Source organism: Acidovorax sp. SRI_002 (assembly GCF_057586455.1).
On sequence record NZ_JBYCZW010000004.1, the window covers coordinates 267164 to 293548 of the forward strand.

General features: G+C 63.3%; 24 protein-coding genes. 15 read left to right on the forward strand and 9 right to left on the reverse strand.

Annotated features, from left to right (window positions below):
- Positions 1-118: 118 nt before the first annotated feature.
- From thrC to AC2YJX_RS12510, 3 genes are all read right to left on the reverse strand, one after another.
- On the reverse strand, positions 119-1558 hold the full coding sequence (gene thrC, locus AC2YJX_RS12500) for a threonine synthase (RefSeq protein ID WP_121420734.1): 1440 nt from the start codon (positions 1556-1558) through the stop codon (positions 119-121).
- A complete protein-coding gene (locus AC2YJX_RS12505; RefSeq protein ID WP_487256213.1) occupies positions 1558-2919 on the reverse strand; it encodes a homoserine dehydrogenase in 1362 nt (453 codons plus the stop codon). The genes thrC and AC2YJX_RS12505 overlap by 1 nt, the downstream gene beginning before the upstream one ends.
- 93 nt (positions 2920-3012) lie before the next feature.
- On the reverse strand, positions 3013-4251 hold the full coding sequence (locus AC2YJX_RS12510; RefSeq protein ID WP_121420736.1) for a pyridoxal phosphate-dependent aminotransferase: 1239 nt from the start codon (positions 4249-4251) through the stop codon (positions 3013-3015).
- A gap of 149 nt (positions 4252-4400) precedes the next feature.
- Here AC2YJX_RS12510 and AC2YJX_RS12515 point away from each other — a divergent pair, with 149 nt between their 5' ends.
- The 4 genes from AC2YJX_RS12515 (at position 4401) to AC2YJX_RS12530 (ending at position 7829) form a co-directional block, all read left to right on the forward strand.
- Positions 4401-4772: an Mth938-like domain-containing protein gene (locus AC2YJX_RS12515; RefSeq protein ID WP_055393291.1), complete on the forward strand. Its 372-nt coding sequence runs from the start codon at positions 4401-4403 to the stop codon at positions 4770-4772.
- 225 nt (positions 4773-4997) lie between these two features.
- On the forward strand, positions 4998-5483 hold the full coding sequence (locus tag AC2YJX_RS12520; RefSeq protein ID WP_055393154.1) for a peroxiredoxin: 486 nt from the start codon (positions 4998-5000) through the stop codon (positions 5481-5483).
- A 191-nt stretch (positions 5484-5674) separates the two neighbouring features.
- Positions 5675-7441, forward strand: coding sequence for a PhoH family protein (locus tag AC2YJX_RS12525; RefSeq protein WP_487256214.1), 1767 nt, complete (start codon positions 5675-5677; stop codon positions 7439-7441).
- 1 nt (position 7442) lies between these two features.
- Positions 7443-7829 (forward strand): hypothetical protein, encoded by a 387-nt coding sequence (locus AC2YJX_RS12530; RefSeq protein WP_055399381.1) that lies wholly within the window; start codon positions 7443-7445, stop codon positions 7827-7829.
- Between the two features lie 91 nt (positions 7830-7920).
- On the opposite strand, the gene dnaB is transcribed toward AC2YJX_RS12530, so the two are convergent.
- The 5 genes from dnaB to rpsF form a co-directional block, all read right to left on the reverse strand.
- Positions 7921-9336 (reverse strand): replicative DNA helicase, encoded by a 1416-nt coding sequence (dnaB, locus tag AC2YJX_RS12535; RefSeq protein ID WP_121505782.1) that lies wholly within the window; start codon positions 9334-9336, stop codon positions 7921-7923.
- Positions 9337-9503: 167 nt separating this feature from the next.
- Positions 9504-9956: a 50S ribosomal protein L9 gene (gene rplI, locus AC2YJX_RS12540; protein ID WP_055399385.1), complete on the reverse strand. Its 453-nt coding sequence runs from the start codon at positions 9954-9956 to the stop codon at positions 9504-9506.
- A gap of 12 nt (positions 9957-9968) precedes the next feature.
- Positions 9969-10250, reverse strand: coding sequence for a 30S ribosomal protein S18 (gene rpsR, locus AC2YJX_RS12545; RefSeq protein WP_005795932.1), 282 nt, complete (start codon positions 10248-10250; stop codon positions 9969-9971).
- A 17-nt stretch (positions 10251-10267) separates the two neighbouring features.
- Positions 10268-10558 carry a primosomal replication protein N gene (gene priB, locus AC2YJX_RS12550; protein ID WP_121420739.1) on the reverse strand — a complete coding sequence of 97 codons (291 nt, stop codon included), beginning with the start codon at positions 10556-10558 and terminating at the stop codon, positions 10268-10270.
- A 14-nt stretch (positions 10559-10572) separates the two neighbouring features.
- A complete protein-coding gene (rpsF, locus tag AC2YJX_RS12555; protein WP_055399389.1) occupies positions 10573-10980 on the reverse strand; it encodes a 30S ribosomal protein S6 in 408 nt (135 codons plus the stop codon).
- A gap of 304 nt (positions 10981-11284) precedes the next feature.
- Between rpsF and grpE the strand changes: the two genes are divergently transcribed.
- The 9 genes from grpE to leuB all read left to right on the forward strand — a co-directional run bounded on the left by grpE (position 11285) and on the right by leuB (position 21137).
- Complete coding sequence (grpE, locus tag AC2YJX_RS12560; RefSeq protein WP_487256215.1) at positions 11285-11836, forward strand: nucleotide exchange factor GrpE; 552 nt, start codon at positions 11285-11287, stop codon at positions 11834-11836.
- A gap of 93 nt (positions 11837-11929) precedes the next feature.
- The gene (gene dnaK / locus AC2YJX_RS12565) at positions 11930-13882 is read left to right on the forward strand and encodes a molecular chaperone DnaK (protein ID WP_487256216.1); all 1953 of its coding nucleotides are present in this window, start codon (positions 11930-11932) and stop codon (positions 13880-13882) included.
- Between the two features lie 86 nt (positions 13883-13968).
- Positions 13969-15114: a molecular chaperone DnaJ gene (dnaJ, locus tag AC2YJX_RS12570; RefSeq protein ID WP_055399485.1), complete on the forward strand. Its 1146-nt coding sequence runs from the start codon at positions 13969-13971 to the stop codon at positions 15112-15114.
- A gap of 153 nt (positions 15115-15267) precedes the next feature.
- Positions 15268-16632: an MBL fold metallo-hydrolase gene (locus tag AC2YJX_RS12575; RefSeq protein WP_487256217.1), complete on the forward strand. Its 1365-nt coding sequence runs from the start codon at positions 15268-15270 to the stop codon at positions 16630-16632.
- Between the two features lie 136 nt (positions 16633-16768).
- Complete coding sequence (locus AC2YJX_RS12580; RefSeq protein WP_176886611.1) at positions 16769-17725, forward strand: LysR family transcriptional regulator; 957 nt, start codon at positions 16769-16771, stop codon at positions 17723-17725.
- A gap of 22 nt (positions 17726-17747) precedes the next feature.
- Positions 17748-19169, forward strand: a complete 1422-nt coding sequence (leuC, locus tag AC2YJX_RS12585) for a 3-isopropylmalate dehydratase large subunit (protein ID WP_121420744.1) — start codon at positions 17748-17750, stop codon at positions 19167-19169.
- A gap of 11 nt (positions 19170-19180) precedes the next feature.
- Positions 19181-19312 carry an entericidin A/B family lipoprotein gene (locus tag AC2YJX_RS12590; protein WP_055399399.1) on the forward strand — a complete coding sequence of 44 codons (132 nt, stop codon included), beginning with the start codon at positions 19181-19183 and terminating at the stop codon, positions 19310-19312.
- 10 nt (positions 19313-19322) lie between these two features.
- The gene (gene leuD, locus AC2YJX_RS12595; protein WP_487256218.1) at positions 19323-19973 is read left to right on the forward strand and encodes a 3-isopropylmalate dehydratase small subunit; all 651 of its coding nucleotides are present in this window, start codon (positions 19323-19325) and stop codon (positions 19971-19973) included.
- A 90-nt stretch (positions 19974-20063) separates the two neighbouring features.
- The gene (gene leuB, locus AC2YJX_RS12600) at positions 20064-21137 is read left to right on the forward strand and encodes a 3-isopropylmalate dehydrogenase (protein WP_487256219.1); all 1074 of its coding nucleotides are present in this window, start codon (positions 20064-20066) and stop codon (positions 21135-21137) included.
- An 82-nt stretch (positions 21138-21219) separates the two neighbouring features.
- Here leuB and AC2YJX_RS12605 read toward each other — a convergent pair whose 3' ends face one another.
- Positions 21220-21894 carry a dihydrodipicolinate reductase gene (locus AC2YJX_RS12605; RefSeq protein ID WP_487256220.1) on the reverse strand — a complete coding sequence of 225 codons (675 nt, stop codon included), beginning with the start codon at positions 21892-21894 and terminating at the stop codon, positions 21220-21222.
- A gap of 382 nt (positions 21895-22276) precedes the next feature.
- On the opposite strand from AC2YJX_RS12605, the gene asd reads away from it, so the two are divergent.
- Both asd and AC2YJX_RS12615 read left to right on the forward strand, forming a co-directional pair.
- Positions 22277-23407 carry an aspartate-semialdehyde dehydrogenase gene (asd, locus tag AC2YJX_RS12610; protein ID WP_121505776.1) on the forward strand — a complete coding sequence of 377 codons (1131 nt, stop codon included), beginning with the start codon at positions 22277-22279 and terminating at the stop codon, positions 23405-23407.
- A 289-nt stretch (positions 23408-23696) separates the two neighbouring features.
- Positions 23697-26348, forward strand: coding sequence for a motility hub landmark protein FimV (locus AC2YJX_RS12615; RefSeq protein WP_228896793.1), 2652 nt, complete (start codon positions 23697-23699; stop codon positions 26346-26348).
- Positions 26349-26385: the final 37 nt, after the last annotated feature.

A 26385-nucleotide genomic window follows, 5' to 3' on the forward strand; every position in this document is an offset into this window, starting at 1 on the left:
ATTGTATTTATAGCTGCTAACGCTTACCAGACAAGCGCCAGGGGCATTTTTAGTTCAAACCCAGTATCCTGAGCCGCTCCCGCATCCGCAGCGACAGAGCGGCTGCGGATTGCCCACCCTAGAGAGCGGGCGTGCAATGGCGTTCGATGTATTGCTTGACCAACTGCACGTTGGCCGGCATCACCTGCACGCGCTTGGGCAGGTCTTCGATGCCCGCGAACTTGGCGGGCCGCTCGGGCGCATGGCCCAGGGCTTCGACGATGGTCTCGGCAAACTTGATGGGCAGCGCGGTCTCCAGCACGATCATGGGCACCTTGGGGTCCTGGTGGTGTTCGCGCGCCACCTTCACGCCGTCGGCCGTGTGGGTGTCGATGGTGACGCCGTGGCGCTCGAAGTTGTCCTTGATGGTGGCCAGGCGGTCGGCGTGCGTGCTCTTGCCGCTTTCAAAACCGTATTTGGTGGCGGCATCGGCAAACAGCGGTTCGGCGCTCAAGTCGAACCTGCCATAGGCGGGCAGCGCTTTGGCAAACAGCGCGTTCGTGCGCTGGCCGTTGCGGCCCAGCAGGTCAAAGATGAACCGCTCGAAATTGCTGGCCTTGCTGATGTCCATCGAGGGGCTCGATGTCTCGTGCGTGTCGGCTGCGGCGCGCACGCGGTAGGCGCCGGTGCGGAAGAACTCGTCGAGCACGTCGTTCTCGTTCGTGGCCACCACCAGCTTGTCAATGGGCAGGCCCATCATGCGCGCCACATGGCCCGCACACACGTTGCCAAAGTTGCCGCTGGGCACCGTGAAGCTGACCTTCTGGTCGTTGGTCTCGGTGGCCTGGATGTAGCCCGCGAAGTAGTACACCACCTGCGCCAGCAGGCGCGCCCAGTTGATGGAGTTGACGGTGCCAATCTTGTACTTGCGCTTGAAGGCCAGGTCGTTGCTGACGGCCTTGACGATGTCCTGGCAGTCGTCGAACACGCCTTCGATGGCGATGTTGTGGATGTTCTCGTCCTGCAGGCTGAACATTTGCGCCTGCTGGAACGCGCTCATTCGGCCGTGCGGGCTGGTCATGAAGACGCGCACGCCCTTTTTGCCGCGCATGGCGTACTCGGCCGCGCTGCCGGTGTCGCCGCTGGTGGCGCCCAGGATGTTGAGCTCTTCACCGCGGCGGTTCAGTTCGTATTCGAACAGGTTGCCCAGCAATTGCATCGCCATGTCCTTGAAGGCCAGCGTGGGGCCGTTGGACAGGGCTTCGAGCCACAGGCCGTCTTCGAGGTGGCGCAGGGGCACGATCTCGCCCGTGCCAAACACCTCGGCGGTGTACGTCTTGGCGCACAGGGCCTTCAGATCAGCGGCGGGGATGTCATCGATGTAGAGCGACAGGATCTGGAACGCCAGCTCGGCGTAGCCTTGCTCGTGGTAAGCCTTGCGCAGCTTTGTCAGCATCGCGTCGCTGACCTGCGGGTAGTGCTCGGGCAGGTACAGGCCGCCATCGGGCGCCAGGCCTTCGAGCAGGATGTCGCAGAAATGCTTGCGGTCGGCGTGGCCGCGTGTGGAGATGTACAGCATCAGTTCAGTTCCTCCTTGCGGATGCGCGTGATGGGCGCCAGCACCGTGGGCAGGGCCTGCATCTGGGCGATCACGGCGTCCATGGTGCCTTCCCGGGTGTCGTGGGTCAGGATGATCAGGTCCGTTTGCGTAGATCCTTCACCACCGACTTCGTCAGCCTCACGCTGCAATACTGCGTCGATGCTCACACCGGCCTCGGCCAACAGGCCGGTGACCTTGGCCAGCACACCGGCTTGGTCGGCCACGCGCAGGCGCAGGTAGTAGCTGGTGACCACTTCGCTCATCGGCAGCACGGGCAGCGTGTCCATGGCGTCGGCCAGCGTGTTGGCCTGGAAGGCCAGGTGCGGCACGCGGTGCTCAGGGTCGGCCGTGTGCAGGCGCGCGATATCCACCAGGTCGGCAATGACGGCGCTGGCGGTGGGCTCGCTGCCCGCACCCTTGCCGTAGTACAGCGTGGTGCCCACGGCGTCGCCCTGCACCACCACGGCGTTCATGGCGCCTTCCACATTGGCGATCAGGCGCTTGGAGGGCACCAGGCTCGGGTGCACGCGCAATTCGATGCCCCCCACCGGCTTGCCGGTCGCATCAAATCTTTCGGCACGCTTGGTGATGCCCAAGAGCTTGATGCGGTAGCCCAGTTGCTCGGCGTACTTGATGTCGGCAGCAACCAGCTTGGTGATGCCTTCCACATAGGCCTTGTCAAACTGCACGGGGATGCCGAACGCAATCGCGCTCATCAGCGTGACCTTGTGCGCAGCGTCCACACCTTCGATGTCGAAGGTGGGGTCGGCCTCGGCGTAGCCCAGGCGCTGAGCTTCTTTCAGCACCACGTCAAAGTCCAGGCCCTTGTCGCGCATCTCGGACAGGATGAAGTTGGTGGTGCCGTTGATGATGCCGGCGATCCACTGGATGCGGTTGGCCGTGAGGCCTTCGCGCAGCGCCTTGATGATGGGGATGCCACCGGCCACGGCGGCTTCAAACGCCACCATCACGCCCTTGGCCGATGCGGCCGCAAAAATCTCGGTGCCGTGCACGGCCAGCAGCGCCTTGTTGGCGGTGACCACATGCTTGCCAGCGGCGATGGCTTCAAGCACGAGCGCGCGGGCGATGCCATAGCCACCAATCAGTTCGATGACGATGTCGATGTCAGGGTTGGCAATGATGGCGCGGGCGTCGTTGACGACCTGGATGTCAGCACCCACTACCGCCTTGGCGCGCTCCACGTCCAGATCGGCCACCATGGTGATCTCAATGCCACGGCCAGCGCGGCGGCTGATCTCGTCCTGGTTGCGCGCGAGCACGTTGAACACGCCGCTGCCGACGGTGCCGATGCCCAGAAGGCCTACTTGGATGGGTTTCATGGGATTTTTATCAGTCAAAATGGGCTCTGGCGCTTATCCATCAAGCGCTAGCAGCTATGAAAAAATGAGTTTCTGCACCACTCAACGTGCAAGTTACGCAGCCGCCGCCATTTGCACGCGCTTGCGGTATTGCTCCAGGAAGCGCGCCACGCGGCCGATGGCGTCGCGCAGATCGTCTTCGTGTGGCAGGAACACGATGCGGAAATGGTCCGGCGCCGCCCAGTTGAAGCCTGTGCCCTGCACCAGCATGACCTTGGTCTCCTGCAGCAGCTCCAGAAAGAACTGCTGGTCGTCCTCGATGGGATACACGGCAGGGTCGAGGCGCGGAAACATGTAGAGCGCTGCCTGGGGCTTCACGCAGGTCACGCCCGGGATGGCCGTGATCAGCTCGTACGCCAGATCACGCTGCTTGCGCAGGCGGCCGCCCTCGCCTACCAGCTCATTGATGCTCTGGTAGCCACCCAGCGCCGTCTGCACCGCCCACTGGCCGGGCACGTTGGCGCACAGGCGCATGTTCGAGAGCATGTTCAGGCCCTCGATGTAGTCCTTGGCGGGCTTCTTGTCGCCCGACACCACCATCCAGCCCGCGCGGTAGCCACATGAGCGGTAGCTCTTGGACAGCGAATTGAAGGTGAGTGTGAGCACATCCTCGCTCAGCGAGCCAATAGCCGTGTGTTTGGCGCCGTCGTACAGCACCTTGTCATACACCTCGTCGGCAAAGATGACCAGGCCATGCTCGCGTGCAATGGCGACGATGCCCTTGAGCAATTCGTCCGAATACAGCGCGCCCGTCGGGTTGTTGGGATTGATGACCACAATGCCCTTGGTGCGGGGCGTGATCTTGGCGCGGATATCCTGAAGGTTGGGCATCCAGCCGTTGGCTTCATCGCACACATAGTGCACGGGCGTGCCGCCCGACAGGCTGGCAGCGGCGGTCCACAGGGGGTAGTCGGGCGAAGGCAGCAGCAGTTCGTCGCCGTTGTCCAGCAGCGCATTGGTGGCCATCACGATCAGCTCGCTGGCGCCGTTGCCCAGGTAGATGTCGTCCAGCATCACACCCTTGATGCCCTGCTTTTGGGTCTCGTGCATGACGGCCTTGCGCGCCGCAAAGATGCCCTTGCTGTCCGAGTAACCCGCCGAATTGGGCAGGTTGCGGATCATGTCCAGCTGAATCTCTTCCGGCGCATCAAAACCGAACACCGCCAGATTGCCGATGTTGAGCTTGATGATCTTGTGGCCGTCTTCCTCCATCTGCTTGGCCGCGTCCATGATGGGCCCCCGGATGTCGTAGCAGACGTTGGCGAGCTTGGCGGATTTTTGGACGGTTTTCATGCGCTGACGGTGGTGCAGTGGGGTCAGGTGGCGGCCAGAGCGGCTGGCACCTTGGCGAAACCTATAATTTGACCACAGATCACAAGCGCGCCCGGGCCCTGCGCCGGGCCTACCCGCAGCGCCACCGCCTGCAACCGACGCCAACACCCATGAAATTCCAGCCCGACCGCTCCAACGCTCAGACCATCAGCGGCTACGGCCCCGGCTGGATCGGCGTGGATGCCGAGAAGATCACGCACAGCGTCATCATCGGCTCGTCGGGGCTGCGCCAAGCCTGGCCCTGCACGCGCTTTGAAGACCTGACCCCCGAACACTTCGCGCAACTGGCAGCCCTGGAGACAGAGCTGGTCATTTTTGGCAGCGGCACACGCAACCGGTTCCCGCCACCGGCGTGGCTTGCGCCGCTCATCGCCCGCCGGCTGGGGCTGGAAACCATGGACACCCCTGCCGCCTGCCGCACGTACAACATTCTGGCCAGTGAAGGGCGCAACGTGGTGGCAGCACTGATTCTGGAAGCCTGAGCGGCAGGCCCGCAACCGCCGCGGCAAGCTGCAAATCCGGCGCTTGCACCTATGCAAGCCCTTGCCTAAATGCCCGCCACTGCGGGCCGGACACACTGTCTTACATTTGGCCGAAGAGTGAATTCGGGGTAAAATCGCCGGTTGCGGTCGGGGGCACCACCAAGAGCAATAACACACTAGCTCCCCCGGCTTACCAACGACTACATCCTGAGAGATTGAAGTGATATGGCGATCGTTGTCAACAAACCCCTCCCTGAATTTGAAGCCAACGCTACCGGTGGACTCAAGGTCTCCAACACCTCCCACCTTGGCCAAATTCTGGTTCTCTACTTCTATCCCAAGGACAACACGCCTGGCTGCACCACGGAGGCCATGCAGTTTCGCGACAAGTACAAGGACTTCGTGAAGGCAGGCGCTGCGGTTTTCGGCGTGTCCCGCGACAACATGAAGTCGCACGACGAATTCAAGGAAAAGCTGGAACTGCCCTTCGAACTCATCGCCGACACCGAAGAAAAGATGTGCCACATGTTCGGTGTGGTCAAGAACAAGATCATGTACGGCAAGAAGGTCAAGGGCATTGAGCGCAGCACCTTCCTGATCGGCCCCGATGGCCTGCTAGTGCAAGAGTGGCGCGGCCTCAAGGTTCCCGGCCACGTGGACGAGGTCCTGAAAGCCGTCAAATCCATCAAGGCCCTGAAAAAGGCCGCCTGATCTGCACATTGGGGCATCGGCGCGACACCCCGCTTGTTTTGCCCAGGCAAGACATCCGGAGTAGGCATAATGGTTTTATGCCCCTGGTTATCGCAACGTTTGCCCTCCTCCAAAAAGCCGCCTTGGCCTCCAGGCGGCTTTTTGCTTTCTGACCCACCCGTTACCCCTTTACCGACCGAGGCCCTGCCACCATGCCCCTGCCCCCCGCCCCCAGCCGGCGCGCTGCACTCCTCGCGCCAGAAGCCTTTGAAGTCGCAGCCCGCCCCCGCGTAGCTACCACCTCGGCGAACGAAGCCGTTGCTACGCCCCAGCGCACCGCCACCGCTACAGCCCCCACCCGCGCCGGACGCAAGGCAGACAGCGTGGCCTCGTCGCTGGCAGCGCCTGACACAGCTCCATTGGTCCAGATTGAGACCCGAGCACGCACACCCCAACCCTCCGCCGCCCCCGTGGCCCGAAGCACCGGCACGCGCAAGGCACGCAGCACCGGCACACCTGCCGCCGTCACCGCCAGCACCACCCCGGCCACCGCGACCACCACACGCACCCGCAAATCCGCACCGCAAGGTCCGACCAAGCTCTTTGTGCTGGACACCAACGTGCTCCTGCATGACCCAACCAGCCTCTTCCGCTTTGAAGAGCACGACATCTTCCTGCCGATGATCGTGCTGGAAGAACTGGACGGCCACAAGAAGGGCATGACCGAAGTGGCCCGCAACGGCCGCCAGGCCAGCCGCACGCTGGATGCCCTGGCTGCCGCCCAGGGCGCCGACATGGCCAAGGGCCTCAAGCTTGACTCCACCGGCCAGCGTGCTGCGGGTGGCCACCTGTTCTTCCAGACGGTGCCACTGGACTACAGCCTGCCCACCAGCCTGCCCCCGGGCAAAGCCGACAACCAGATCCTGGGCGTGGTCGAAGCCCTGCGCAAGCTGCACGCACCGCGCGAAGTGGTGCTGGTCTCCAAAGACATCAACATGCGCGTCAAAGCCCGCGCGCTGGGCCTGACTGCCGAGGACTACCAGAACGACAAGACGCTGGAAGATGGCGACCTGCTCTACGCTGGCGTGCTGGCCCTGCCCCCCGACTTCTGGGCCAAGAGCGGCAAGAACGTGGAAAGCTGGCAAAGCGGCGCCCACACCTATTACCGCATTGGCGGCCCCATCGTGCCGCAGCTGATGATCAATCAGTTCGTGTACTTCGAAGCCCCCGGCGAGCCCAGCCTGTTTGCGCGCGTGAGCGAAATCCGCGAGAAAACAGCGGTACTGCAGACCCTGAAGGATTACGGTTCGGCCAAAAATGCCGTGTGGGGCGTGACCACGCGCAACCGCGAACAGAACTACGCCATGAACCTGCTCATGGACCCCGAGATCGACTTCGTGACCCTGACCGGCACGGCCGGCACCGGCAAGACCCTGCTCGCCCTGGCTGCAGGCCTGACCCAGGTGCTGGACGATCGCCGCTACACCGAGATCATCATGACCCGCGCCACGGTGAGCGTGGGCGAGGACATCGGATTCCTGCCCGGTACCGAAGAAGAAAAGATGGGCCCCTGGATGGGCGCGCTGGACGACAACCTGGAGTTTTTGGCCAAGGGCGACGGCGGCAATGCTGGCGAGTGGGGCCGCGCTGCCACCAACGAGCTGATCCGCAGCCGCATCAAGATCAAGAGCATGAACTTCATGCGCGGACGCACCTTCCTGAACAAGTACGTGATCATCGATGAGGCGCAGAACCTGACGCCCAAGCAAATGAAGACGCTGATCACCCGCGCCGGTCCCGGCACCAAGATCATCTGCATGGGCAACCTCGCGCAGATCGACACGCCGTACCTGACCGAAGGGTCATCCGGGCTTACCTACGCCGTGGACCGCTTCAAGGGCTGGCCGCACAGCGGGCACATCACGCTGGCGCGCGGCGAACGCTCGCGCTTGGCAGATTTCGCCAGCGAGGTGCTCTGAGTTGGCTGCAGGCTGGGTTGCAGCACTGAAACTGGTGCCCTGGGGCGACGTCATCGAGGCGACGCCCCAGATTCTCCAGGCGGCCAAGAAGCTGCTGGGCACCACCCGAAAAGGGAACGCTGAAGCTGCTGCGGGAGCACTCGAAGGCGCTGGGGGCGAACCCGCCATTCCCGTGGCCTTGCAGCTGGAACATCTGCGCGAGCGGGTGGTAATGCTGGAGCAGGAGCAGCAGGAATCCGCCGTGCTGATCCAGTCACTGGCCGAACAGAATGCCCAGGTGGTGCAGGCGGTAGAAGTGCTGCGCCAACGCCAGCAACGGCTCACTGGGGCTGTGGGTGTTCTTGCCGTGGGATGTGCGGGTTTGCTGGTGTGGGTGCTGCGACCGTAACGGAACTCCGACCAAGACCATCTACCCCGAACAAAACTCCTAATTTGATAGCTACTTGCGCTTACCCAATAAGCGCTAGTGGCTATTTTTATTAGAAATCGTCACCCGAACCCATGGCCAGGTTCTCGAAGCGCGTCTGGTTCTTCTGGAAGAACAGCTTCACGGTACCCGTGGGGCCGTTCCGCTGCTTGCCGATGATGACCTCGGCCACGTTGGGCTCCTTGGAGTCTTTGTTGTAGTAGTCGTCGCGGTAGATGAACATGATGATGTCGGCATCCTGCTCGATAGCGCCTGACTCGCGCAGGTCGGACATCATGGGGCGCTTGTCGGTGCGCTGCTCCACCGAGCGGTTGAGCTGCGACAGCGCGATCACCGGGCACTGCAGTTCCTTGGCCAGCATCTTGAGGCCCCGGGAAATTTCACCCAGCTCGGTCGCCCGGTTGTCCGAACTGGCCGCCGAGCCCGAGCCGCTCATCAGCTGCAAATAGTCGACCACGATCAGGCCCAGCTTGCCGCACTGGCGCGCCAGGCGCCGCGCGTTGGCGCGCAACTCGCCAGGTGTGAGGCCCGGGGTCTCATCAATGTGCAGTGAGACGGTGCGCAGTTTTTCAATCGCCTCGGTCAGGCGCGGCCACTCATCATCGGTGAGCTTGCCGGTGCGCAGATTGCCCTGGTTCACCCGGCCAATCGAACCCACGATACGCACCGCCAGCTGAGCGGCACCCATTTCCATCGAGAAGATGGCGACCGGCAGGCCCTCATTGAGCGCCACGTGCTCGGCAATGTTCACCGCGAACGAGGTCTTGCCCATGGAGGGGCGCGCGGCCAGCACCACCATGTCGCCCGCTTGCAGCCCACTGGTCATGCGGTCGAGGTCTGCAAACCCGGTGGGCACACCCGTCACATCCACAGGGTTGTCTGCCATCTCCTGCACGCGATCGAGCAGGTCGATCACCAGCGTATCCAGCGACTGGAAACCCTGCTTGGTGCGCGAGCCTTCCTCGCCAATGGCAAAAATCTTGGACTCGGCCTCGTCCAGAATCCGTTCGACCGTCTTGCCTTGCGGGTTGAACGCGTTGGTGGAAATTTCGTCGCTGGCCGTGACCAGCTTGCGCAGGATGGCACGCTCGCGCACGATTTCCGCATAGCGGCGGATGTTGCTGGCGCTGGGTACGTATTGCGCCAGATTGTTCAGATAGGCCAGCCCGCCCATCTCTTGCACTTTGCCCAGGTTCTGCAGGTGCTCGAACACGGTGATCACGTCGGCCGGCTTGCTGGCGTTGATCAGTGCGCCGATGGCCGAGTAGATCATCTGGTGCTCATGGCGGTAGAAATGGCTTTCTACCAGCAGGTCGCCCACGCGGTCCCAGGCGTTGTTGTCCAGCAGCAACCCGCCCAGCACGCTGGACTCCGCTTCTATCGAGTGCGGCGGCACGCGCAACTGGGCGATTTCACGGTCGGGCACCGGCGTGAAGCCATCGTCAAGGGGCGGAAAAACAGCAGACATGGAATCCTCGGAGCTAACCCGGCATGCTAGCGCCCGTGCGGCGCGCCGTCATGGCACAAGTCTGTGGATAAAGTTGGGGCAACCAGTGGGTAACCATGTACAACCCAGAGCCGCACAAAAACAAAAGCCGCCCGAAGGCGGCTTTGCGTGAAACACCGAAGTGAATCTCAGGCGGTTTCGCCGTAGACCGACACGGTCACGTCCACCACCACATCGGTGTGCAGAGCCACGCTGACAGTGCTTTCGCTCACGACCTTGATCGGGCCGTTGGGCAGGCGGATTTGCGACTTGGCAACCTTGTAGCCTTGCTTGCTCAGCTCTTCGGCGATGTCGTGGTTGGTCACGGAACCAAACAGACGACCGTCCACGCCAGCCTTTTGCGTCAGCTTGACGGTGGTGCCGGCCAGCTTTTCGCCTTGGGCTTGAGCTTCTGCCAGCTTGGCAGCTGCGGCCTTTTCGAGTTCAGCGCGCTTGGCTTCGAACTCTGCCTTGGCGGCTTCCGTGGCGCGACGGGCGCGGCCAGCGGGGATCAGGAAGTTGCGGGCGTAGCCGTCTTTGACCTTGACGATTTCACCGAGGTTGCCGAGGTTCACAACCTTGTCGAGCAGGATGATTTGCATGGGTTGTGCTCCTTAGATCTTGTGCTGGTCGCTGTAAGGCACCAGGGCCAGGAAGCGAGCGCGCTTGATGGCGGTGTTCAGCTGACGCTGGAAGATGGCGCGCGTGCCGGTCAGGCGTGCGGGGATGATCTTGCCGTTTTCGGCGATGAAGTCGCGCAGCGTATCGACATCCTTGTAGTCGATTTCTTCAACACCGGTCACCGTGAAGCGGCAAAAGCGCTTGCGCTTGAACAGCAGGGACTGGGTGTTGCGCTTTGGGCGCTTGTCTTTGTTGAACTTCTTGAACGTGGCCATTGCGGACCCCTTGAAAATTAATTTTGTTGAATATCCTGGATGTGCAGTACTGCGGTCTTTCCATTGCGCGGGTTGGCCAGAAATCCATGGAAAGTCCAGAGACTTCCGATGTTCTGCCGTGCCAGTCGCTCGGCCATCGCTCCAAAGGCAATGGCTTTCATGGCAGCCTTGACTTCGCGGGGGTGGCCTGCCTCGGTTTGCTGGGACTCGTGTTCGAGGCGCAGCGTAAGGGCAGGCAATCCGGCGGGCGTGTAGCGCAGGGGTTCAGCCTCTGCGATACAGGCGGTCAAGGCGACGCGGTTCTCCACTCCAACGGGCTAGATCAGCGCTCGGCGCGATCTGGGCGCTCGCCGCGCTCACCACCGGCCGCTGCATATTCAGCTTGGCTGGCCTTGCGGGCTTCTTCGCGCTCGACGGTCTTCATCATGGAAGATGGGCCCGTATCAGCCTTCTTCTTCTGAACCGTCAGGTGGCGCAGCACGGCGTCGTTGAACTTGAAGGCGTGCTCCAGTTCAGCCATCACGGCCTGATCGGCTTCGATGTTCACGCACAGGTAATGGGCCTTGGCCAGCTTGTTGATCAGGTACGCCAGTTGACGGCGACCCCAGTCTTCCACGCGGTGCACCTTGCCACCGCCAGCGGTGATCATGCCCTTGTAGCGCTCCAGCATGGCTGGAACTTGCTCGCTTTGATCCGGATGGATCAACAAAATGATTTCGTAATGACGCATGCATACTCCTTTTGGGTAAGACCACCCACTGCGTCTTGAAGTGGTGTGGCAAGGGAAAGCCTGCGATTATAGCCCGGCCTGCGTCGCTTGTACACTCAGTGCTTCGCCGCCCCTGTCCAGGCGTACAAAAAGATGCCATAGATGCTGCCAGCCCCTTGCAAAACCAGTGGCTGGGCCGACATGCACTACAACAAACCGCGATGCATACGGGGCCCGAGAGACCATACCCATGGTGCAGACCTTGATTTGTGGTGGCACGCCCCCAGATCCCGCGCGTACCGTTCATTTACTTCCAGACCAAGACATGTCCGACACCAGCCAAACCCCCCACGCACAGAGCGCCCCCGCCCCCGAAGAAGTCGAAGCCGCCATGGCTGCCCACGCCTCTGACGAGCTGGCACGCCTGCAGGGCGAGTTGGCCGAGCTCAAGGCCAAAAGCGCTGATCTGGCCGACCAGTTCCTGCGCGCCAAGGCCGAGGCCGAGAACGCCCGCCGCCGCGCCGAAGACGAGGTTTCCAAGGCCCGCAAATTCGGTATCGAGAGTTTTGCCGAGAGCCTGCTGCCCGTGGCCGACAGCCTGGATGCCGCCCTGGCCATCAAGGAAGCCACGCCCCAGCAGCTGCGCGAAGGCGCCGACGCCACCCTGCGCCAGCTGACGTCGGCACTGGAGCGCAACAAGGTGATTGCCATCAACCCAGCCGCTGGCGCCAAGTTCGATCCGCACCAGCACCAGGCCATCAGCGTGGTGCCTGCCGAGCAGGAAGCCAACACCGTGGTGGCTGTGCTGCAAAAGGGCTATGTGATCGCCGAGCGCGTGCTGCGTCCGGCCCTGGTCACGGTGACGGCTCCCAAGTAAGCCTCAAAAAAATCGACCCGGAAGACTTGAACCACACCAAGTTATCCACAAGTTACTAGCCATCCAAACCATTCAAGCATTCGGAGAAAAATCATGGGAAGAATCATCGGCATTGACCTGGGTACGACCAACAGCTGCGTCTCCATCATGGAGGGCAACACGACCCGCGTGATCGAAAACAGCGAAGGTGCACGCACCACGCCCTCCATCGTGGCCTACCAGGAAGACGGCGAGATCCTCGTCGGTGCCTCGGCCAAGCGCCAGGCCGTGACCAACCCCAAGAACACGCTGTACGCCGTCAAGCGCCTGATCGGCCGCAAGTTCACCGAAAAAGAAGTACAAAAGGACATCGACCTGATGCCCTACAAGATCGTGGCCGCCGACAACGGCGACGCATGGATCGAAGTGCGCGGCAACAAGCTGTCGGCACAGCAAGTGTCTGCCGACATCCTGCGCAAGATGAAGAAGACGGCTGAAGACTACCTGGGCGAGCCCGTAACGGAAGCCGTCATCACCGTGCCCGCGTACTTCAACGACGCACAGCGCCAGGCCACCAAGGACGCTGGCCGCATTGCGGGCCTGGACGTCAAGCGCATCATCAACGAGCCTACCGCCGCGGCCCTGGCCTTCGGCCTGGACAAGCAGGAAAAGGGCGACCGCAAGATCGCGGTGTATGACCTGGGTGGCGGCACGTTCGACGTGTCCATCATCGAAATCGCCGACGTGGACGGCGAAAAGCAGTTCGAAGTGCTGTCGACCAACGGCGACACCTTCCTGGGCGGCGAAGACTTCGACCAGCGCATCATCGACTTCATCATTGACGAGTTCAAGAAGGAGTCGGGCGTCAACCTCAAGAATGACGTGCTGGCCCTGCAGCGCTTGAAGGAAGCGGCCGAGAAAGCCAAGATCGAACTGTCGAACTCGGCCTCGACAGACATCAACCTACCCTACATCACGGCAGACGCATCGGGTCCCAAGCACCTGAACATCAAGCTGACCCGCGCCAAGCTGGAACAACTGGTGGAAGAGCTGATCGAGCGCACCATCGCTCCTTGCCGCATGGCCATCAAGGACGCTGGCGTGTCGGTGTCTGACATCCATGACGTGATCCTGGTCGGCGGCATGACCCGGATGCCCAAGGTGCAGGAAAAGGTCAAGGAATTCTTCGGCAAGGACCCCCGCAAGGACGTGAACCCTGACGAAGCCGTGGCCGTGGGCGCCGCCATCCAGGGCCAGGTGCTGTCGGGTGACCGCAAGGACGTGCTGCTGCTGGACGTGACACCCCTGTCGCTGGGTATCGAAACCCTGGGCGGTGTCATGACCAAGATGATCACGAAGAACACGACCATCCCGACGAAGTTCGCACAGACCTTCTCGACGGCCGATGACAACCAGCCTGCCGTGACCATCAAGGTCTACCAGGGCGAGCGCGAAATCGCTACCGGCAACAAGCTGCTGGGCGAATTCAATCTGGAAGGCATTCCACCGGCAGCCCGCGGTGTTCCGCAGATCGAAGTGTCGTTCGACATCGACGCCAACGGCATCTTGCACGTGGGCGCCAAGGACAAGGGCACGGGCAAGGAAAACAAGATCACCATCAAGGCCAACTCGGGCCTGTCGGAAGAAGAAATCCAGCAGATGGTGAAGGATGCCGAGCTGAATGCGGCCGACGACAAGAAGAAGCTGGAGCTGGTGCAAGCCCGCAACCAGGGTGAAGCCGCCGTGCACAGCGTGAACAAGAGCCTGGCCGAACACGGCGACAAGCTCGACGCAGGTGAAAAGGACGCGATCACTGCCGCCGTCAAGGCGCTGGAAGAAGCCTTGAAGGGCGAAGACAAGGCCGCGATTGACGAAAAGACCACGGCGCTGATGGCTGCCAGCCAGAAGCTGGGCGAAAAGATGTACGCCGAGTCCCAGGCCGCGCAAGCTGCTCAGGCAGCCGGGGGTGCTGAGGCCGCAGGCGCGTCGGCTGGTGGCGCGTCCGCCAAGCCCACAGACGACGACAACGTCGTCGATGCCGAGGTGAAGGAAGTCAAGAAGGGCTGAGCACGCCGCCGTTGACCCCAGCCGCCGCGCGGGGCCCTTGACGGGGCTTGCGCGGCGTTCCTGTTCCAACCGGGCTCAGAATGACCATGTCCAAAAGAGACTTTTACGAAATCCTGGGCGTTCCCAAGAACGCCTCGGACGAAGAAATCAAGAAGGCCTATCGCAAGCTGGCGATGAAGCACCACCCTGACCGCAACCAGGGTGACGCAGCCAAGCCTGCCGAAGAGAAGTTCAAGGAGGCCAAAGAGGCCTACGAGATGCTCTCCGACCCGCAAAAACGCGCGGCCTACGACCAGTACGGCCACGCCGGGGTGGACCCCAACATGCGCGGCCCCGGCGGCGCGGGGGCGGAGGGCTTTGGTGGTTTTGCCGAGGCCTTTGGCGACATCTTCGGCGACATGTTTGGCCAGCAGGGCGGGCGTGGGCGCGGTGCCGGCGGCCGACAGGTGTACCGGGGCAGCGACCTCAGCTACGCCATGGAGATCACGCTGGAAGAAGCTGCGCGCGGCAAGGATGCGCAGATCCGCATCCCCTCGTGGGAGAGCTGCGACACCTGTCACGGCAGCGGTGCCAAGCCCGGCACCAGTGCCAAGACGTGTGGCACCTGCCAGGGCGCAGGCACGGTGCAGATGCGCCAGGGCTTCTTCAGCGTGCAGCAGACCTGCCCCCACTGCCGCGGCACGGGCAAGATCATTCCCGAGCCGTGCACCACCTGCCACGGTCAGGGCAAGCTCAAGAAGCAAAAGACGCTGGAAGTGAAGATTCCTGCGGGCATCGACGACGGCATGCGCATCCGCTCCACCGGCAACGGCGAGCCGGGCACCAACGGCGGCCCGCCGGGTGACCTGTACATCGAAATCCGCCTGAAGAAACACGACATCTTCGAGCGCGATGGCGACGACCTGCACTGCCAGGTGCCCGTGAGCTTCATCACGGCAGCACTCGGCGGCGAGATCGAAGTGCCCACGCTGGCTGGCAAGGCAGCGATCGACATTCCTGAAGGCACCCAGGCCGGCAAGCAGTTCCGCCTGCGTGGCAAGGGCATCAAGGGCGTGCGTGCCAGCTACCCGGGCGATCTGTACTGCCACATCGCAGTCGAGACACCCGTCAAGCTGACCGAGCACCAGCGCAAGCTGCTGCGCGAACTGGAAGATTCGCTCAAGAAGGGCGGCGCCCGCCACTCGCCCAGCGGCGAGAGTTGGACGGACCGGCTGAAGAACTTCTTCAGCTGACCGCGCACCGGCATCCCATCGAAAACCGCTTGTGGCCTTTTGGCCCAGGCGGTTTTTTCTTGACGCAGGGCAAGAAACTCCCTAAGGCCCGTGCGATGCACGCACAGCGCAGTAGGATGGGTCTCATCGATGATCACCCGGGAGCTTGGGCACATGAACGTCAACATCACCTTCCTGGGCGGCTCCGGCACGGTCACCGGCTCCAAGTACCTGGTGCGTTACAACGGAAAGAGCCTCCTGGTCGATTGCGGCCTGTTCCAGGGCTACAAGCAGTTGCGCCTGCGCAACTGGCAGCCTCTGCCCGTCACGCCGCACCAGATCGACGCCGTGGTGCTGACCCATGCCCACCTGGATCACAGCGGCTACCTGCCGCTGCTGGCGCGCGACGGCTACACCCACGCCATCCACTGCACACCGGGCACACGCGACCTGTGCACCATCCTGCTGCCCGACAGCGGGCACCTGCAGGAAGAAGACGCGGCCTTTCTCAACCGCCACCAGCTCAGCAGCCACAGCCCCGCCCTGCCCCTGTACACCCGGCTCGACGCGCTGCACTGCCTCAAGCAGTTCCAGATCCACCCATTTCACAAGGCGTTTGAGCCCCTGCCCGGCTGGCGTGTGACGTTTTCGCCCGCAGGCCACATCCTCGGAGCAGCCAGCGTGCTGCTGGAGGTGGGGGGCAGGCGCATTCTGTTTTCGGGCGACCTGGGCCGGCCCGATGACCAGCTCATGAACCCGCCTGACGCGCCGCCCCAAGCCGACACCGTGCTCATCGAATCCACCTACGGCGACCGCGAGCACCCGCTCGAAGGCTTGCTCGATGAACTGGGCCCCGCCCTGCAGCGCCTGGCAGCGCGCGGCGGCATTGCCGTGGTGCCGGTGTTTGCCGTGGGGCGTGCACAGGTCGTGCTGCACGCGATTGGCCTGCTCAAGGCGCAGGGTGTGGTGCCCGCATCGCTCAAGGTATTTCTGGACAGCCCCATGGCCGTCAGTACCACGGGGCTGTTCCAGCACCACATGCAGGAACACCGCCTGAGCGGCCGCGAGGTGCAGGCACTGGAGCATGGCGCCACCATGGTCCAGACGCCCGAGCAATCCAAGGGGCTGGCCAAGCTCCATGGCCCCATGGTCATCCTGTCGGCCAGCGGCATGGCCACCGGTGGGCGCGTGCTGCACCACCTGGCACTGCACGCGGGCGACCACCGCAACATGATCATCCTGACCGGCCACCAGGCCCCAGGCACCCGTGGTGCGCGGCTGGCAGAGGGCGAAAAAACCATCCGTATCCACGGCCAGGACGTGGCCGTGCGCGCCGAGGTGGTTCGGCTGTCCTCTGCATCAGCCCATGCCGACGGCAACCAGCTCATCGCCTGGCTGCGCAGCATGGGGCACGCGCCGGACAAGGTGTACGTGGTGCATGGTGAAATGGGCGCGGCCGATCTGCTGCGTCAGCGCATTGAACATGAGCTGCGCTGGCGTGCCGCTGTGCCAGAGCACGGCAGCACCTGCACCGCCTGAGCCACGGTAGCTTTCTGGGCCTCAGCGGTTCTACCCTCGCGCAGAAGGGCAGTGCCGCCATCGCGTATCGCGATGTCAAAGCGGTAATAATGGGGAGAAAATAGACAACCTTCTCATTTCGAGAAGTTAAAACCCCATGAAAAGCTCCGAGCGCAGTTTTGCGCGCCGTATCGACCTGACCTCGCTGCAACTGTTTGTGGCGGTGTGTGAGCTCGGCAGCATTGGCCGCGCGGCTGAGCGCGAATTCATTGCGGCATCGGCCGTCAGCAAGCGCCTGTCGGACCTGGAAACCGCCGTGGACACCGCCCTGCTCTACCGCCACAGCCGGGGCGTCACGCTCACACCCGCAGGCGAGAGCCTGCTGCACCATGCGCGCACCGTGCTGTTTGGCCTCGAACGCATGCAGGGCGAGTTGAGCGAATACGCCGACGGCGTGCGCGGCCATGTCCGTATGCACGCCAACATCTCGGCCATCTTCCAGTTCCTGCCCGAAGACCTGGGCGCCTTTGCGCGCGAGCACAGCCAGATCAAGATCGACCTGCAGGAGCACCTCTCCAGCGACGTGCTGCATGCCGTGCAGGAGGGCGCCGCCGACTTGGGCATCTGCAACATCGGCATGGCCAGTGGCAACGGTGCCCTGGAATTGCAAAGCCGCCCTTACCGCGCCGACAATCTGGTGCTCGTTGTACCCCTGGCGCACGACCTGTCTGCGCTGGACGCTATCAATTTTGAAGAAGTTCTGGACTGGGACATCGTGGGCCTGCATGCCAACAGCAGCATCAGCCTGGCCATGCGCGCCGCCGCGGCCGCCGCCGGGCGCCCGCTGCGACAGCGCATCCAGGTCACAGGGCTCGATGCCATGTGCCGCATGATCGACAACGGCCTGGGCGTGGGCCTGCTGCCCGACCGGGCGTTTGCACTGATGCGCGGCGTGGGCAACCTGCAAGCCATCCCGCTGACCGATGCCTGGGCCCACCGCGAGCTGCGCGTGGTGGCTCGCGACTTCGACGCCCTGCCCGTCACGGCCCGTTTGCTGGTGGAACACCTGTCACCCCGGCCAGACCCCGACACTAAAATCCAATCACCCACCTGAAAAGCAGAAAGAAAGCCACGCCATGGGACGCACCCTGTACGACAAGATCTGGGACGAGCATGTCGTCCACACCGAAGAGGACGGCACCTCCATCCTCTACATCGACCGCCATCTGGTGCACGAGGTGACCAGCCCCCAGGCGTTTGAAGGCCTGCGCGAGGCGGGCCGCAAGGTCTGGCGCATGAGTTCCATCGTGGCCACCGCCGACCACAACACGCCCACCACCGGCTGGGAAAACGGCTACGACGGCATCACCGACCCCATCAGCAAAGAGCAGATCACCACGCTGAACGACAACATGGCGCAGATCTCTCCCGCTGCGTTCTTCCCCTTCATGCACAAGCGCCAGGGCATCGTGCACGTCATCGGCCCTGAAAACGGTGCCACCCTGCCCGGCATGACGGTGGTGTGCGGCGACAGCCATACCAGCACGCACGGCGCGTTCGGCGCACTGGCCCACGGCATCGGCACCTCCGAGGTCGAGCACGTGATGGCCACACAGACGCTGCTGGCCAAGAAGGCCAAGAACATGCTGGTGCAGGTGGACGGCACGCTCGCCAAGGGCGTGACGCCCAAGGACGTGGTGCTGGCCATCATCGGCAAGATCGGCACGGCCGGCGGCACCGGCTACACCATCGAATTTGCAGGCTCCGTCTTCCGCGCGATGAGCATGGAAGGCCGCATGACCGTGTGCAACATGGCCATCGAAGGCGGCGCGCGCGCTGGCCTGGTGGCGGTGGACGACAAGACCATTGAATACGTCAGGGGCCGCCCCCTGTCGCCCACGGGCGTCGAATGGGACCAGGCCGTGGCGTACTGGAAGACGCTGCACTCCGATGCCGACGCGAAGTTCGACACCGTGGTGAAGCTCGACGCCTCCGAAATCGTGCCGCAAGTCACCTGGGGCACCTCGCCCGAGATGGTGCTGGGCGTGGATGCCCGCGTGCCGGACCCCGACAAGGAAAAGGATGCCAACAAGCGCGGCGCCATCGAGCGCGCCTTGACCTACATGGGCCTGCAGCCCGGCAAGGCGATCAACGACATCACCATCGACAAGGTGTTCATCGGCAGTTGCACCAACAGCCGCATCGAAGACATGCGCGAAGCCGCCGCCGTGGTCAAGAACCTGGGCCGCAAGGTGGCCAGCAACGTGAAGCTGGCCATGGTGGTTCCCGGCTCGGGCCTCGTCAAAGAGCAGGCCGAGCGCGAAGGCCTGGACAAGATTTTTGTGGCCGCAGGCTTTGAGTGGCGCGAGCCCGGCTGCAGCATGTGCCTGGCCATGAACGCCGACCGCCTGGAGCCGGGCGAGCGCTGCGCATCCACCAGCAACCGCAACTTCGAAGGCCGCCAGGGCGCTGGTGGCCGCACCCATCTCGTCAGCCCCGCCATGGCAGCCGCCGCCGCCGTGCACGGTCATTTTGTGGACATTCGCCAATTCGCCTGAAGGAGCCCGCCATGAAGAAAATCGCCGCCATCCTCATCGCACTGTCTGCCGCCTTGCTGCTGGGCGGGTGCAACACCGTCAAGGGCGTAGGCCAGGACGTCCAACGGGCAGGGGGCGCACTCGAACGCGCCGCCAACAAGTAACAAGGCACCCATGCAGAAATTCACCTTACTCAAGGGCCTGGTGGCCCCGATGGACCGCGAGAACGTCGATACCGACGCGATCATCCCCAAGCAGTTTCTGAAGTCGATCAAGAAGACCGGCTTTGGCGTGAACCTGTTTGACGAATGGCGCTACCTGGACCACGGCGAGCCGGGCCAGGACCCGGCCAGCCGCAAGCCCAACCCCGACTTCGTGCTGAACCAGCCGCGCTATGCAGGCGCCTCCATCCTGCTGGCACGCAGGAACTTCGGCTGCGGCTCCAGCCGCGAACACGCGCCCTGGGCACTGGACCAGTTCGGCTTTCGCGCCGTGATCGCGCCGAGTTTTGCGGACATCTTCTTCAACAACTGCTTCAAGAACGGCCTGCTGCCTATCGTGCTGCCCGAGGCAACGGTGGCCCAGCTGTTCGATGAAGTGCACGCCTTCCCCGGCTACCAACTCACCATCGACCTGCAGCGCCAAGTCATCGTGCGTCCTCAGGGCGAAGAGATTCCGTTCGACGTGCAGGCCTTCCGCAAGTACTGCCTGCTCAACGGCTTCGACGACATCGGCCTGACCCTGCGCCAGTCCGACAAGATCAAGGCTTTTGAAGCGCAGCGCCTGGCGACCAAGCCCTGGCTGGCGCACACCATGGTGTCGTAAGACACCGCAGGCATCAAAAAATATCATTTAAATTAGCCTCTAACGCTTTATCCATAAGCGGTAGCAGCTATCAAAATCAAAGCAAATTCAATGAAAATCGCAGTTCTGCCGGGTGACGGCATCGGTACCGAAATCGTCTCCGAAGCCGTGAAGGTTCTGGAAGCCCTGGACCTGAAGTTCGAGATGGAATCTGCCCTGGTCGGCGGCGCCGCCTACGAGGCCCACGGCCACCCGCTGCCCGAATCCACCCTGAAGCTCGCCAAGGAAGCCGACGCCATCCTGTTCGGCGCTGTGGGCGACTGGAAGTACGACAAGCTCGACCGCCCCCTGCGCCCCGAGCAGGCCATCCTGGGCCTGCGCAAGAACCTGGGCCTGTTCGCCAACTTCCGCCCCGCCATCTGCTACGAGCAACTGGTGGGCGCATCGAGCCTCAAGCCCGAGCTGATCGCGGGCCTGGACATCCTCATCATCCGCGAGCTGACGGGCGACATCTACTTTGGCCAGCCGCGTGGTCGCCGCGTGGCCACCGATGGCCACTTCCCCGGTTCCGAGGAAGCCTTCGACACCATGCGCTACAGCCGCCCCGAGATCGAGCGCATCGCCCACGTCGCCTTCCAGGCCGCTCGCAAGCGCAACAAGAAGGTCACCAGCGTGGACAAGGCCAACGTGCTCGAAACCTTCCAGTTCTGGAAGGATGTGGTCACCGACGTGCACAAGGAATACCCCGACATCGAGCTGCAGCACATGTACGTGGACAACGCGGCCATGCAGCTGGTCAAGGCCCCCAAGGCGTTTGACGTGGTGGTGACCGGCAACATGTTCGGCGACATCCTGTCGGACGAAGCCTCCATGCTCACTGGCTCCATCGGCATGCTGCCCTCGGCCAGCCTGAACAGCAGCAACCAGGGCCTGTACGAACCCAGCCACGGCAGCGCCCCCGACATCGCCGGCAAGGGCGTGGCAAACCCATTGGCCACCATCCTGTCGGCCGCGATGATGCTGCGCTTCAGCCTGAACCAGGAAGCCGCCGCCCAGCGCATCGAAGCCGCCGTGCAAAAGGTGCTGGCGCAGGGCCTGCGCACGCCCGATATCTACAGCGAGGGCACCACCAAGGTGGGTACGGCGCAGATGGGCGATGCGGTGGTGAAGGCGCTGACCGCCTGATCCCCCGCTCAGCGGTCACAAAAAAAGCGCCGGACGCTCCCGGCGCTTTTTTATTGTGGAGCCGGGTTACTGCCCGTACCGCCTACAGCCACCCGTTGTCGATGAATTCGATGATGGCGTAGCGCCGGTTCTCCAGCGGCCGCTCGCGCACGGCGGCCACGATGTGCGCAACGCCCTCTGCATACGGCGCATCGCCATAAACACGGGTTTCCAGCGTCACGCTGCAGGCCCCATCCTCTATCAGGACCTGGTGGTAGGCATGGCGGCCAAGATGTTCTGGGGGAATCTGCAGCACGCGCTGCTGAACCTCGGCATCGCGCACGGACCGGATATCACTGGGTACAAGACCCAGCGCCTGCGCCATGCTCACGGCCGTGCCCGGCACCGACGACTTCTGAGCCTGGTGCGACTCGGTCAGCCCGATGCGATAGCCACGGAACAAGTGCCCACTGCGCTCCAGCATGGCCATGAACTTAAGTATGAGAAGGTTGGTGTTGGGACACAGGACCACCGGAAAATCTGCTGCCACGTGTTCCAGCGCTGATCCCGTGGCCAGCTCCACCAGGGGAGAGCATGTTGATTCACAGAACGCGCTCACCGCTTGGAGCTCCCGGCCCGAGCCTGCATGCACCACCACCGATTTTTCTGCAGGCAGCCCCTCGGCAGCCCAGGGCACAACCTGCCCTGCGTCCCCAGAGGGCAGCGCCCCCAACAGCTCCCTGGCCAGCTTGCCAGACCCCACAACGATGACTTGCATTTTTCCACTCTCGATGAATCGCAGACAAAGCGATAGGCAGGACTGTAGTGCGGTGCAGACCATGGGCGCAGGCTCTCCCCCAAGTCATTGGCTTTTTTCTACCGTCTATCCCGCCGATCGCTCCCCAGAGATGCCTGTTGGAGCAACGGCACAGAGCCCAAAGCCCGCATCCGCTACAATCTTCGCCTATGTTTGCCGCCCACACGTTCGCCCTGAACATTGCACCCGCCGCCACGGCCGGTGTGGCTGCGCGCGCAACCATCACCAAAACCACGACCATTAAGGGCTGACTCAGCCTGGTTCGTCGTGCGCCCTTCCTGGCCAGACGAGCCAGGCGAGCAGTCCGGTCTGGCACTGTTTCTTACTTAGAAAGGGCGTTGAAATGAGCAAGTTGGTAGGGTTGGTCGGCTGGCGCGGCATGGTCGGCTCGGTCCTGATGGACCGTATGGAACAAGAGAAGGACTTCGATCTGATCGAACCCATGTTCTTCTCCACCTCGAACGCAGGCGGCAAGGCCCCTGCCCAAGCCAAGAACGAGACTGCACTGCAGGATGCGTTCAACATCGAGGCTCTCAAGCGCTGCGAAATCATCATCACCGCCCAGGGCGGTGACTACACCTCTGAAGTGTTCCCAAAGCTGCGCGCCGCCGGCTGGAACGGCCACTGGATCGATGCCGCCTCCACCCTGCGCATGGACAAGGACGCCGTGATCATTCTCGATCCGGTCAACATGCCCGTCATCAAGAACGCCCTGGCCAACGGCGGCAAGAACTGGATTGGCGGCAATTGCACCGTGAGCTGCATGCTGATGGGCGTGGGCGCTCTGTACAAGGCAGGTCTGGTGGAATGGATGAGCACCCAGACCTACCAGGCAGCATCAGGCGGCGGCGCGCAGCACATGCGCGAGCTGCTCACGCAGTACGGCACGCTGAACGCCGAAGTGCGCGCACTGCTCGACGATCCCAAGAGCGCCATCCTGGAAATCGACCGCAAGGTCATCGCCAAGCAGCGCAGCCTGTCAGCCGCTGAAACCGCCAACTTCGGCGTACCGCTGGGCGGCTCGCTGATCCCCTGGATCGACAAGGACCTGGGCAACGGCATGTCCAAGGAAGAGTGGAAGGGCATGGCCGAGACCAACAAGATCCTGGGTATGGGCGAGGGCTTCAACGCCTCCGCCATTCCCGTCGATGGTTTCTGCGTGCGCGTGGGCGCTATGCGCTGCCACAGCCAGGCGCTGACTTTCAAACTCAAGAAGGATGTGCCCGTGGCCGACCTCGAAGCCATGATCGCCGCCGACAACCAGTGGGTCAAGGTGGTGCCCAACACCCGTGAAGCCACCATCCAGGACCTGACCCCCGTGGCGGTGACCGGCACCATGAACATCCCCGTGGGCCGCATCCGCAAGCTGGCCATGGGCCCTGAATATGTGGGCGCCTTCACCATTGGCGATCAGCTGCTCTGGGGCGCCGCCGAGCCCTTGCGCCGCATGCTGCGCATCTTGCTCGACGCCTAAGCCGGCAATCCCCAAAAAGCGCGCACGGCCCTCGCCGTGCGCGCTTTTTTACGCCCGGCGCCTTGACACACTCAGTTACGCCACGTTGGCAATTGGCAACATTTGAATGCCCCAATCTGGTGCGTCTGAACCTCGCTCAAAGCTTCGGAGCCACCTCAGCTTGTCAGTGCAAAACATTGATGCTATGGTGCTTTTTACATATTTTCACGCGCCGGGGCGGGACCAGACCATGAGAAAAAAAGCACCGCTCGACCGAGCCGCACAAAAACCTAATCAGTTGTTGGCAAACATGCATCGTTGGAAATTTTCTGTCCTGGCGGCTGCGGCCGTAGCGTCGGCTGGCTTTTACGCTGGCGACGCCTCGGCCCTGGCGTTGGGCCGCATCACCGTGCAGTCTGCCTTGGGCGAGCCTTTGCGCGCCGAAATTGACCTGCCCCAGATCACCCCCGCCGAAGCCGACACCCTGCGCGCTACGACGGCTACCCCGGAAGTTTTTCGCGCCCAGGGCATGGAATACACGCCCGCGATCAACAACCTGCAAATCCAGCTGCAGCGTCGCCCAGACGGCACCGCCGTGCTGCGTCTGACGAGTGATCGCCCGGTGAACGACCCCTTCCTTGATCTGGTGCTGGACGCCAACTGGGGCTCGGGCCGCATTGTGCGCAGCTATACCATGCTGTTTGACCCGCCAGCACTGCGCCGCGCAGCACCGAATGTGACGGCGTCCCCTCAGATCTCGGCACCTGCTGCCCCATCGGCGCCCGCCGTGCGCGCACCGGTTGCCCCGCGCGCCACCGAATCCTCTGCCGCTGCTGCACCTCCAGCACCACGCCCGGCAGCAGCTGCCCCTCGTCCAGCCCCCGCAGACGGCGTCAAAGTGCAGGCCGGTGACACCGCTGGCCGCTTGGCGAATGCCTACCGCCCCGCCAGCGTGTCTCTGGATCAGATGCTGGTTGCCATGATGCGTGCGAACCCGGACGCATTCATTCAAGGCAATGTCAATCGCCTCAAAGCTGGCGCGGTACTGCAGATGCCCGATGAAGTTGCGGCGCAGGCAACCCCAGCCCCCGAGGCACGCCAGATCCTGGCAGCCCAGGCCAAGGATTTCAACGAATTCCGCCGCAAGCTGGCAGGTGCCGCCCCGACCACGGCAGTGGCCGCTGCCGAGCGCTCTGCGTCGGGCACGGTGCAGACCCGCGTGGAGGACAAGAAACCTGCCACGACCGCACCCGACAAGCTGACGCTGTCCAAAGGCTCCGTGAAGGGCCAGAAGGCCGCCGAGGACCAGCTCGCCAAGGACAAGCAAGCCAGCGAGGCCGCCACCCGGATGGCCGAACTGTCCAAGAACATTACCGACCTGAACAAGCTGGGCGCAGCATCGGCCGCTGCTGGCAGTGCCGCGCCCGCTGGCGGTGCCAGCGCCCCCGCTGGCGTGGCCGTGCAGGCCCCCGCAGTCCCCGCCACGCCTACAGCACCCGCCGCGCCTGAAACACCTGCGTCGGCCCCCGTGCCCCCAGCCAGTGCCCCAGCGGATGTTGCCGTTCCTGCCGAGGCGGCCTCCGAACCCGCCTCTGCACCGGCTCCCGTCGCATCCGCACCCGCAGCCCCCGTACGGATGCCTGCGCCAGCACCAGCCCCTGTTGAAGAGCCGAGTTTCCTGTCCGGCCTCATGGACGATCCGATCCTGCCCCTGGCCGGTGGTGGCCTGCTGGCCCTGTTGCTGGGTTATGGCGCTTACCGTGTGGTGCAGCGTCGCCGCCAGAACGCTGGCGTAGACAGCTCGTTCCTGGAAAGCCGCATCCAGCCTGATTCATTCTTCGGTGCCAGCGGCGGACAGCGCGTGGATACCGCCAACAGCGAAATGACGACCGGCTCGTCCATGGCCTACTCCCCGAGCCAGCTCGATGCTGGCGGCGATGTGGATCCCGTGGCGGAGGCAGACGTTTATTTGGCCTATGGCCGCGACCTTCAGGCCGAGGAAATCCTGAAGGAAGCGATTCGCCACAATCCGGCCCGCGTGTCGGTCCATGTGAAGCTCGGCGAAATTTACGCCAAGCGCCAGGATCGCAAGGCACTGGAAGCGGTGGCAGGGGATGTGTTCAAGCTGACGCAGGGCGAAGGCCCGGACTGGAACCGCATTGCCGAACTCGGCCGCGACCTGGACCCCGAAAACCGCTTGTACCAGCCTGGCGGCCGCCCCGGCATGGCCGAGGACGAATCTCCATCGCTGCCCCCAGGTGGCTTCCCGAGCACCTTCACGGGCGGTGCTGGCAATGCGGCGGCCACAGCGGCACTCCCCCCCGATCTCGACCTGGATCTCGATCTGGACCTGCCAGATGACGCACTGACCGACGCTCCCTCGGTGGCACCAGCACCCCCAGGCGGGTTTGCAGCGGCTGCCGCTGCAGCAGCGGCCGCAGTTGGCACCCGCCGCACTACGGACGCCGATGCCAGCGATGAACCACAAACACTGCGCCCGGAACTGGATTTGCCAGAGCTGCCCTCAGCAACGGCCCCAGCCTGGGGTGGTCAAGATACAGCCCCCGGCCCGATGATGGCCCCTCCACCCGTCGCCAACCTCGACTTCCCGAGCGCTGACGACCTGAGCATGGCGCCATCTGGCCCCATGCCGCTGGCAGGCGACGCCAAGGATTCCGGCCCCATGGAATTTGATCTGGGCGAACTGTCTCTGGACCTGAACGCACCGTCCAAGCCCATGGCAGCCCCTGCGGCCAAGGCACCCGCTCCGGCACCCGAGTTCGTCGATGATGGCTCGGCTGCGGCCCAGGATGATCCGCTGGCCACCAAGCTGGCATTGGCCGAAGAGTTCAACGCCATTGGCGACACCGACGGCGCTCGCACGCTGATCGAAGAAGTGGTGGCCGAATCCAGCGGCGCCCTCAAGACCCGCGCCCAGCGTATGCTGGCCGAACTGGGCTGATGCAGCCGGGTTCTCTCACGGCGCGCTTTCCCCACCC

Coding starts and splice junctions, on each gene's coding strand:
- asd (WP_121505776.1), top strand. CDS start 22,277: ATGAGCAAGTTGGTAGGGTTGGTCGGCTGGCGCGGCATGGTCGGCTCG.
- dnaJ (WP_055399485.1), top strand. CDS start 13,969: ATGTCCAAAAGAGACTTTTACGAAATCCTGGGCGTTCCCAAGAACGCC.
- thrC (WP_121420734.1), bottom strand. CDS start 1,558: ATGCTGTACATCTCCACACGCGGCCACGCCGACCGCAAGCATTTCTGC.
- dnaB (WP_121505782.1), bottom strand. CDS start 9,336: ATGTCTGCTGTTTTTCCGCCCCTTGACGATGGCTTCACGCCGGTGCCC.
- leuD (WP_487256218.1), top strand. CDS start 19,323: ATGCAGAAATTCACCTTACTCAAGGGCCTGGTGGCCCCGATGGACCGC.
- AC2YJX_RS12520 (WP_055393154.1), top strand. CDS start 4,998: ATGGCGATCGTTGTCAACAAACCCCTCCCTGAATTTGAAGCCAACGCT.
- AC2YJX_RS12575 (WP_487256217.1), top strand. CDS start 15,268: ATGAACGTCAACATCACCTTCCTGGGCGGCTCCGGCACGGTCACCGGC.
- AC2YJX_RS12525 (WP_487256214.1), top strand. CDS start 5,675: ATGCCCCTGCCCCCCGCCCCCAGCCGGCGCGCTGCACTCCTCGCGCCA.
- AC2YJX_RS12510 (WP_121420736.1), bottom strand. CDS start 4,251: ATGAAAACCGTCCAAAAATCCGCCAAGCTCGCCAACGTCTGCTACGAC.
- AC2YJX_RS12615 (WP_228896793.1), top strand. CDS start 23,697: ATGCATCGTTGGAAATTTTCTGTCCTGGCGGCTGCGGCCGTAGCGTCG.
- leuB (WP_487256219.1), top strand. CDS start 20,064: ATGAAAATCGCAGTTCTGCCGGGTGACGGCATCGGTACCGAAATCGTC.
- AC2YJX_RS12505 (WP_487256213.1), bottom strand. CDS start 2,919: ATGAAACCCATCCAAGTAGGCCTTCTGGGCATCGGCACCGTCGGCAGC.
- grpE (WP_487256215.1), top strand. CDS start 11,285: ATGTCCGACACCAGCCAAACCCCCCACGCACAGAGCGCCCCCGCCCCC.
- AC2YJX_RS12605 (WP_487256220.1), bottom strand. CDS start 21,894: ATGCAAGTCATCGTTGTGGGGTCTGGCAAGCTGGCCAGGGAGCTGTTG.
- leuC (WP_121420744.1), top strand. CDS start 17,748: ATGGGACGCACCCTGTACGACAAGATCTGGGACGAGCATGTCGTCCAC.
- AC2YJX_RS12590 (WP_055399399.1), top strand. CDS start 19,181: ATGAAGAAAATCGCCGCCATCCTCATCGCACTGTCTGCCGCCTTGCTG.
- AC2YJX_RS12515 (WP_055393291.1), top strand. CDS start 4,401: ATGAAATTCCAGCCCGACCGCTCCAACGCTCAGACCATCAGCGGCTAC.
- rpsF (WP_055399389.1), bottom strand. CDS start 10,980: ATGCGTCATTACGAAATCATTTTGTTGATCCATCCGGATCAAAGCGAG.
- rplI (WP_055399385.1), bottom strand. CDS start 9,956: ATGCAAATCATCCTGCTCGACAAGGTTGTGAACCTCGGCAACCTCGGT.
- AC2YJX_RS12580 (WP_176886611.1), top strand. CDS start 16,769: ATGAAAAGCTCCGAGCGCAGTTTTGCGCGCCGTATCGACCTGACCTCG.
- rpsR (WP_005795932.1), bottom strand. CDS start 10,250: ATGGCCACGTTCAAGAAGTTCAACAAAGACAAGCGCCCAAAGCGCAAC.
- dnaK (WP_487256216.1), top strand. CDS start 11,930: ATGGGAAGAATCATCGGCATTGACCTGGGTACGACCAACAGCTGCGTC.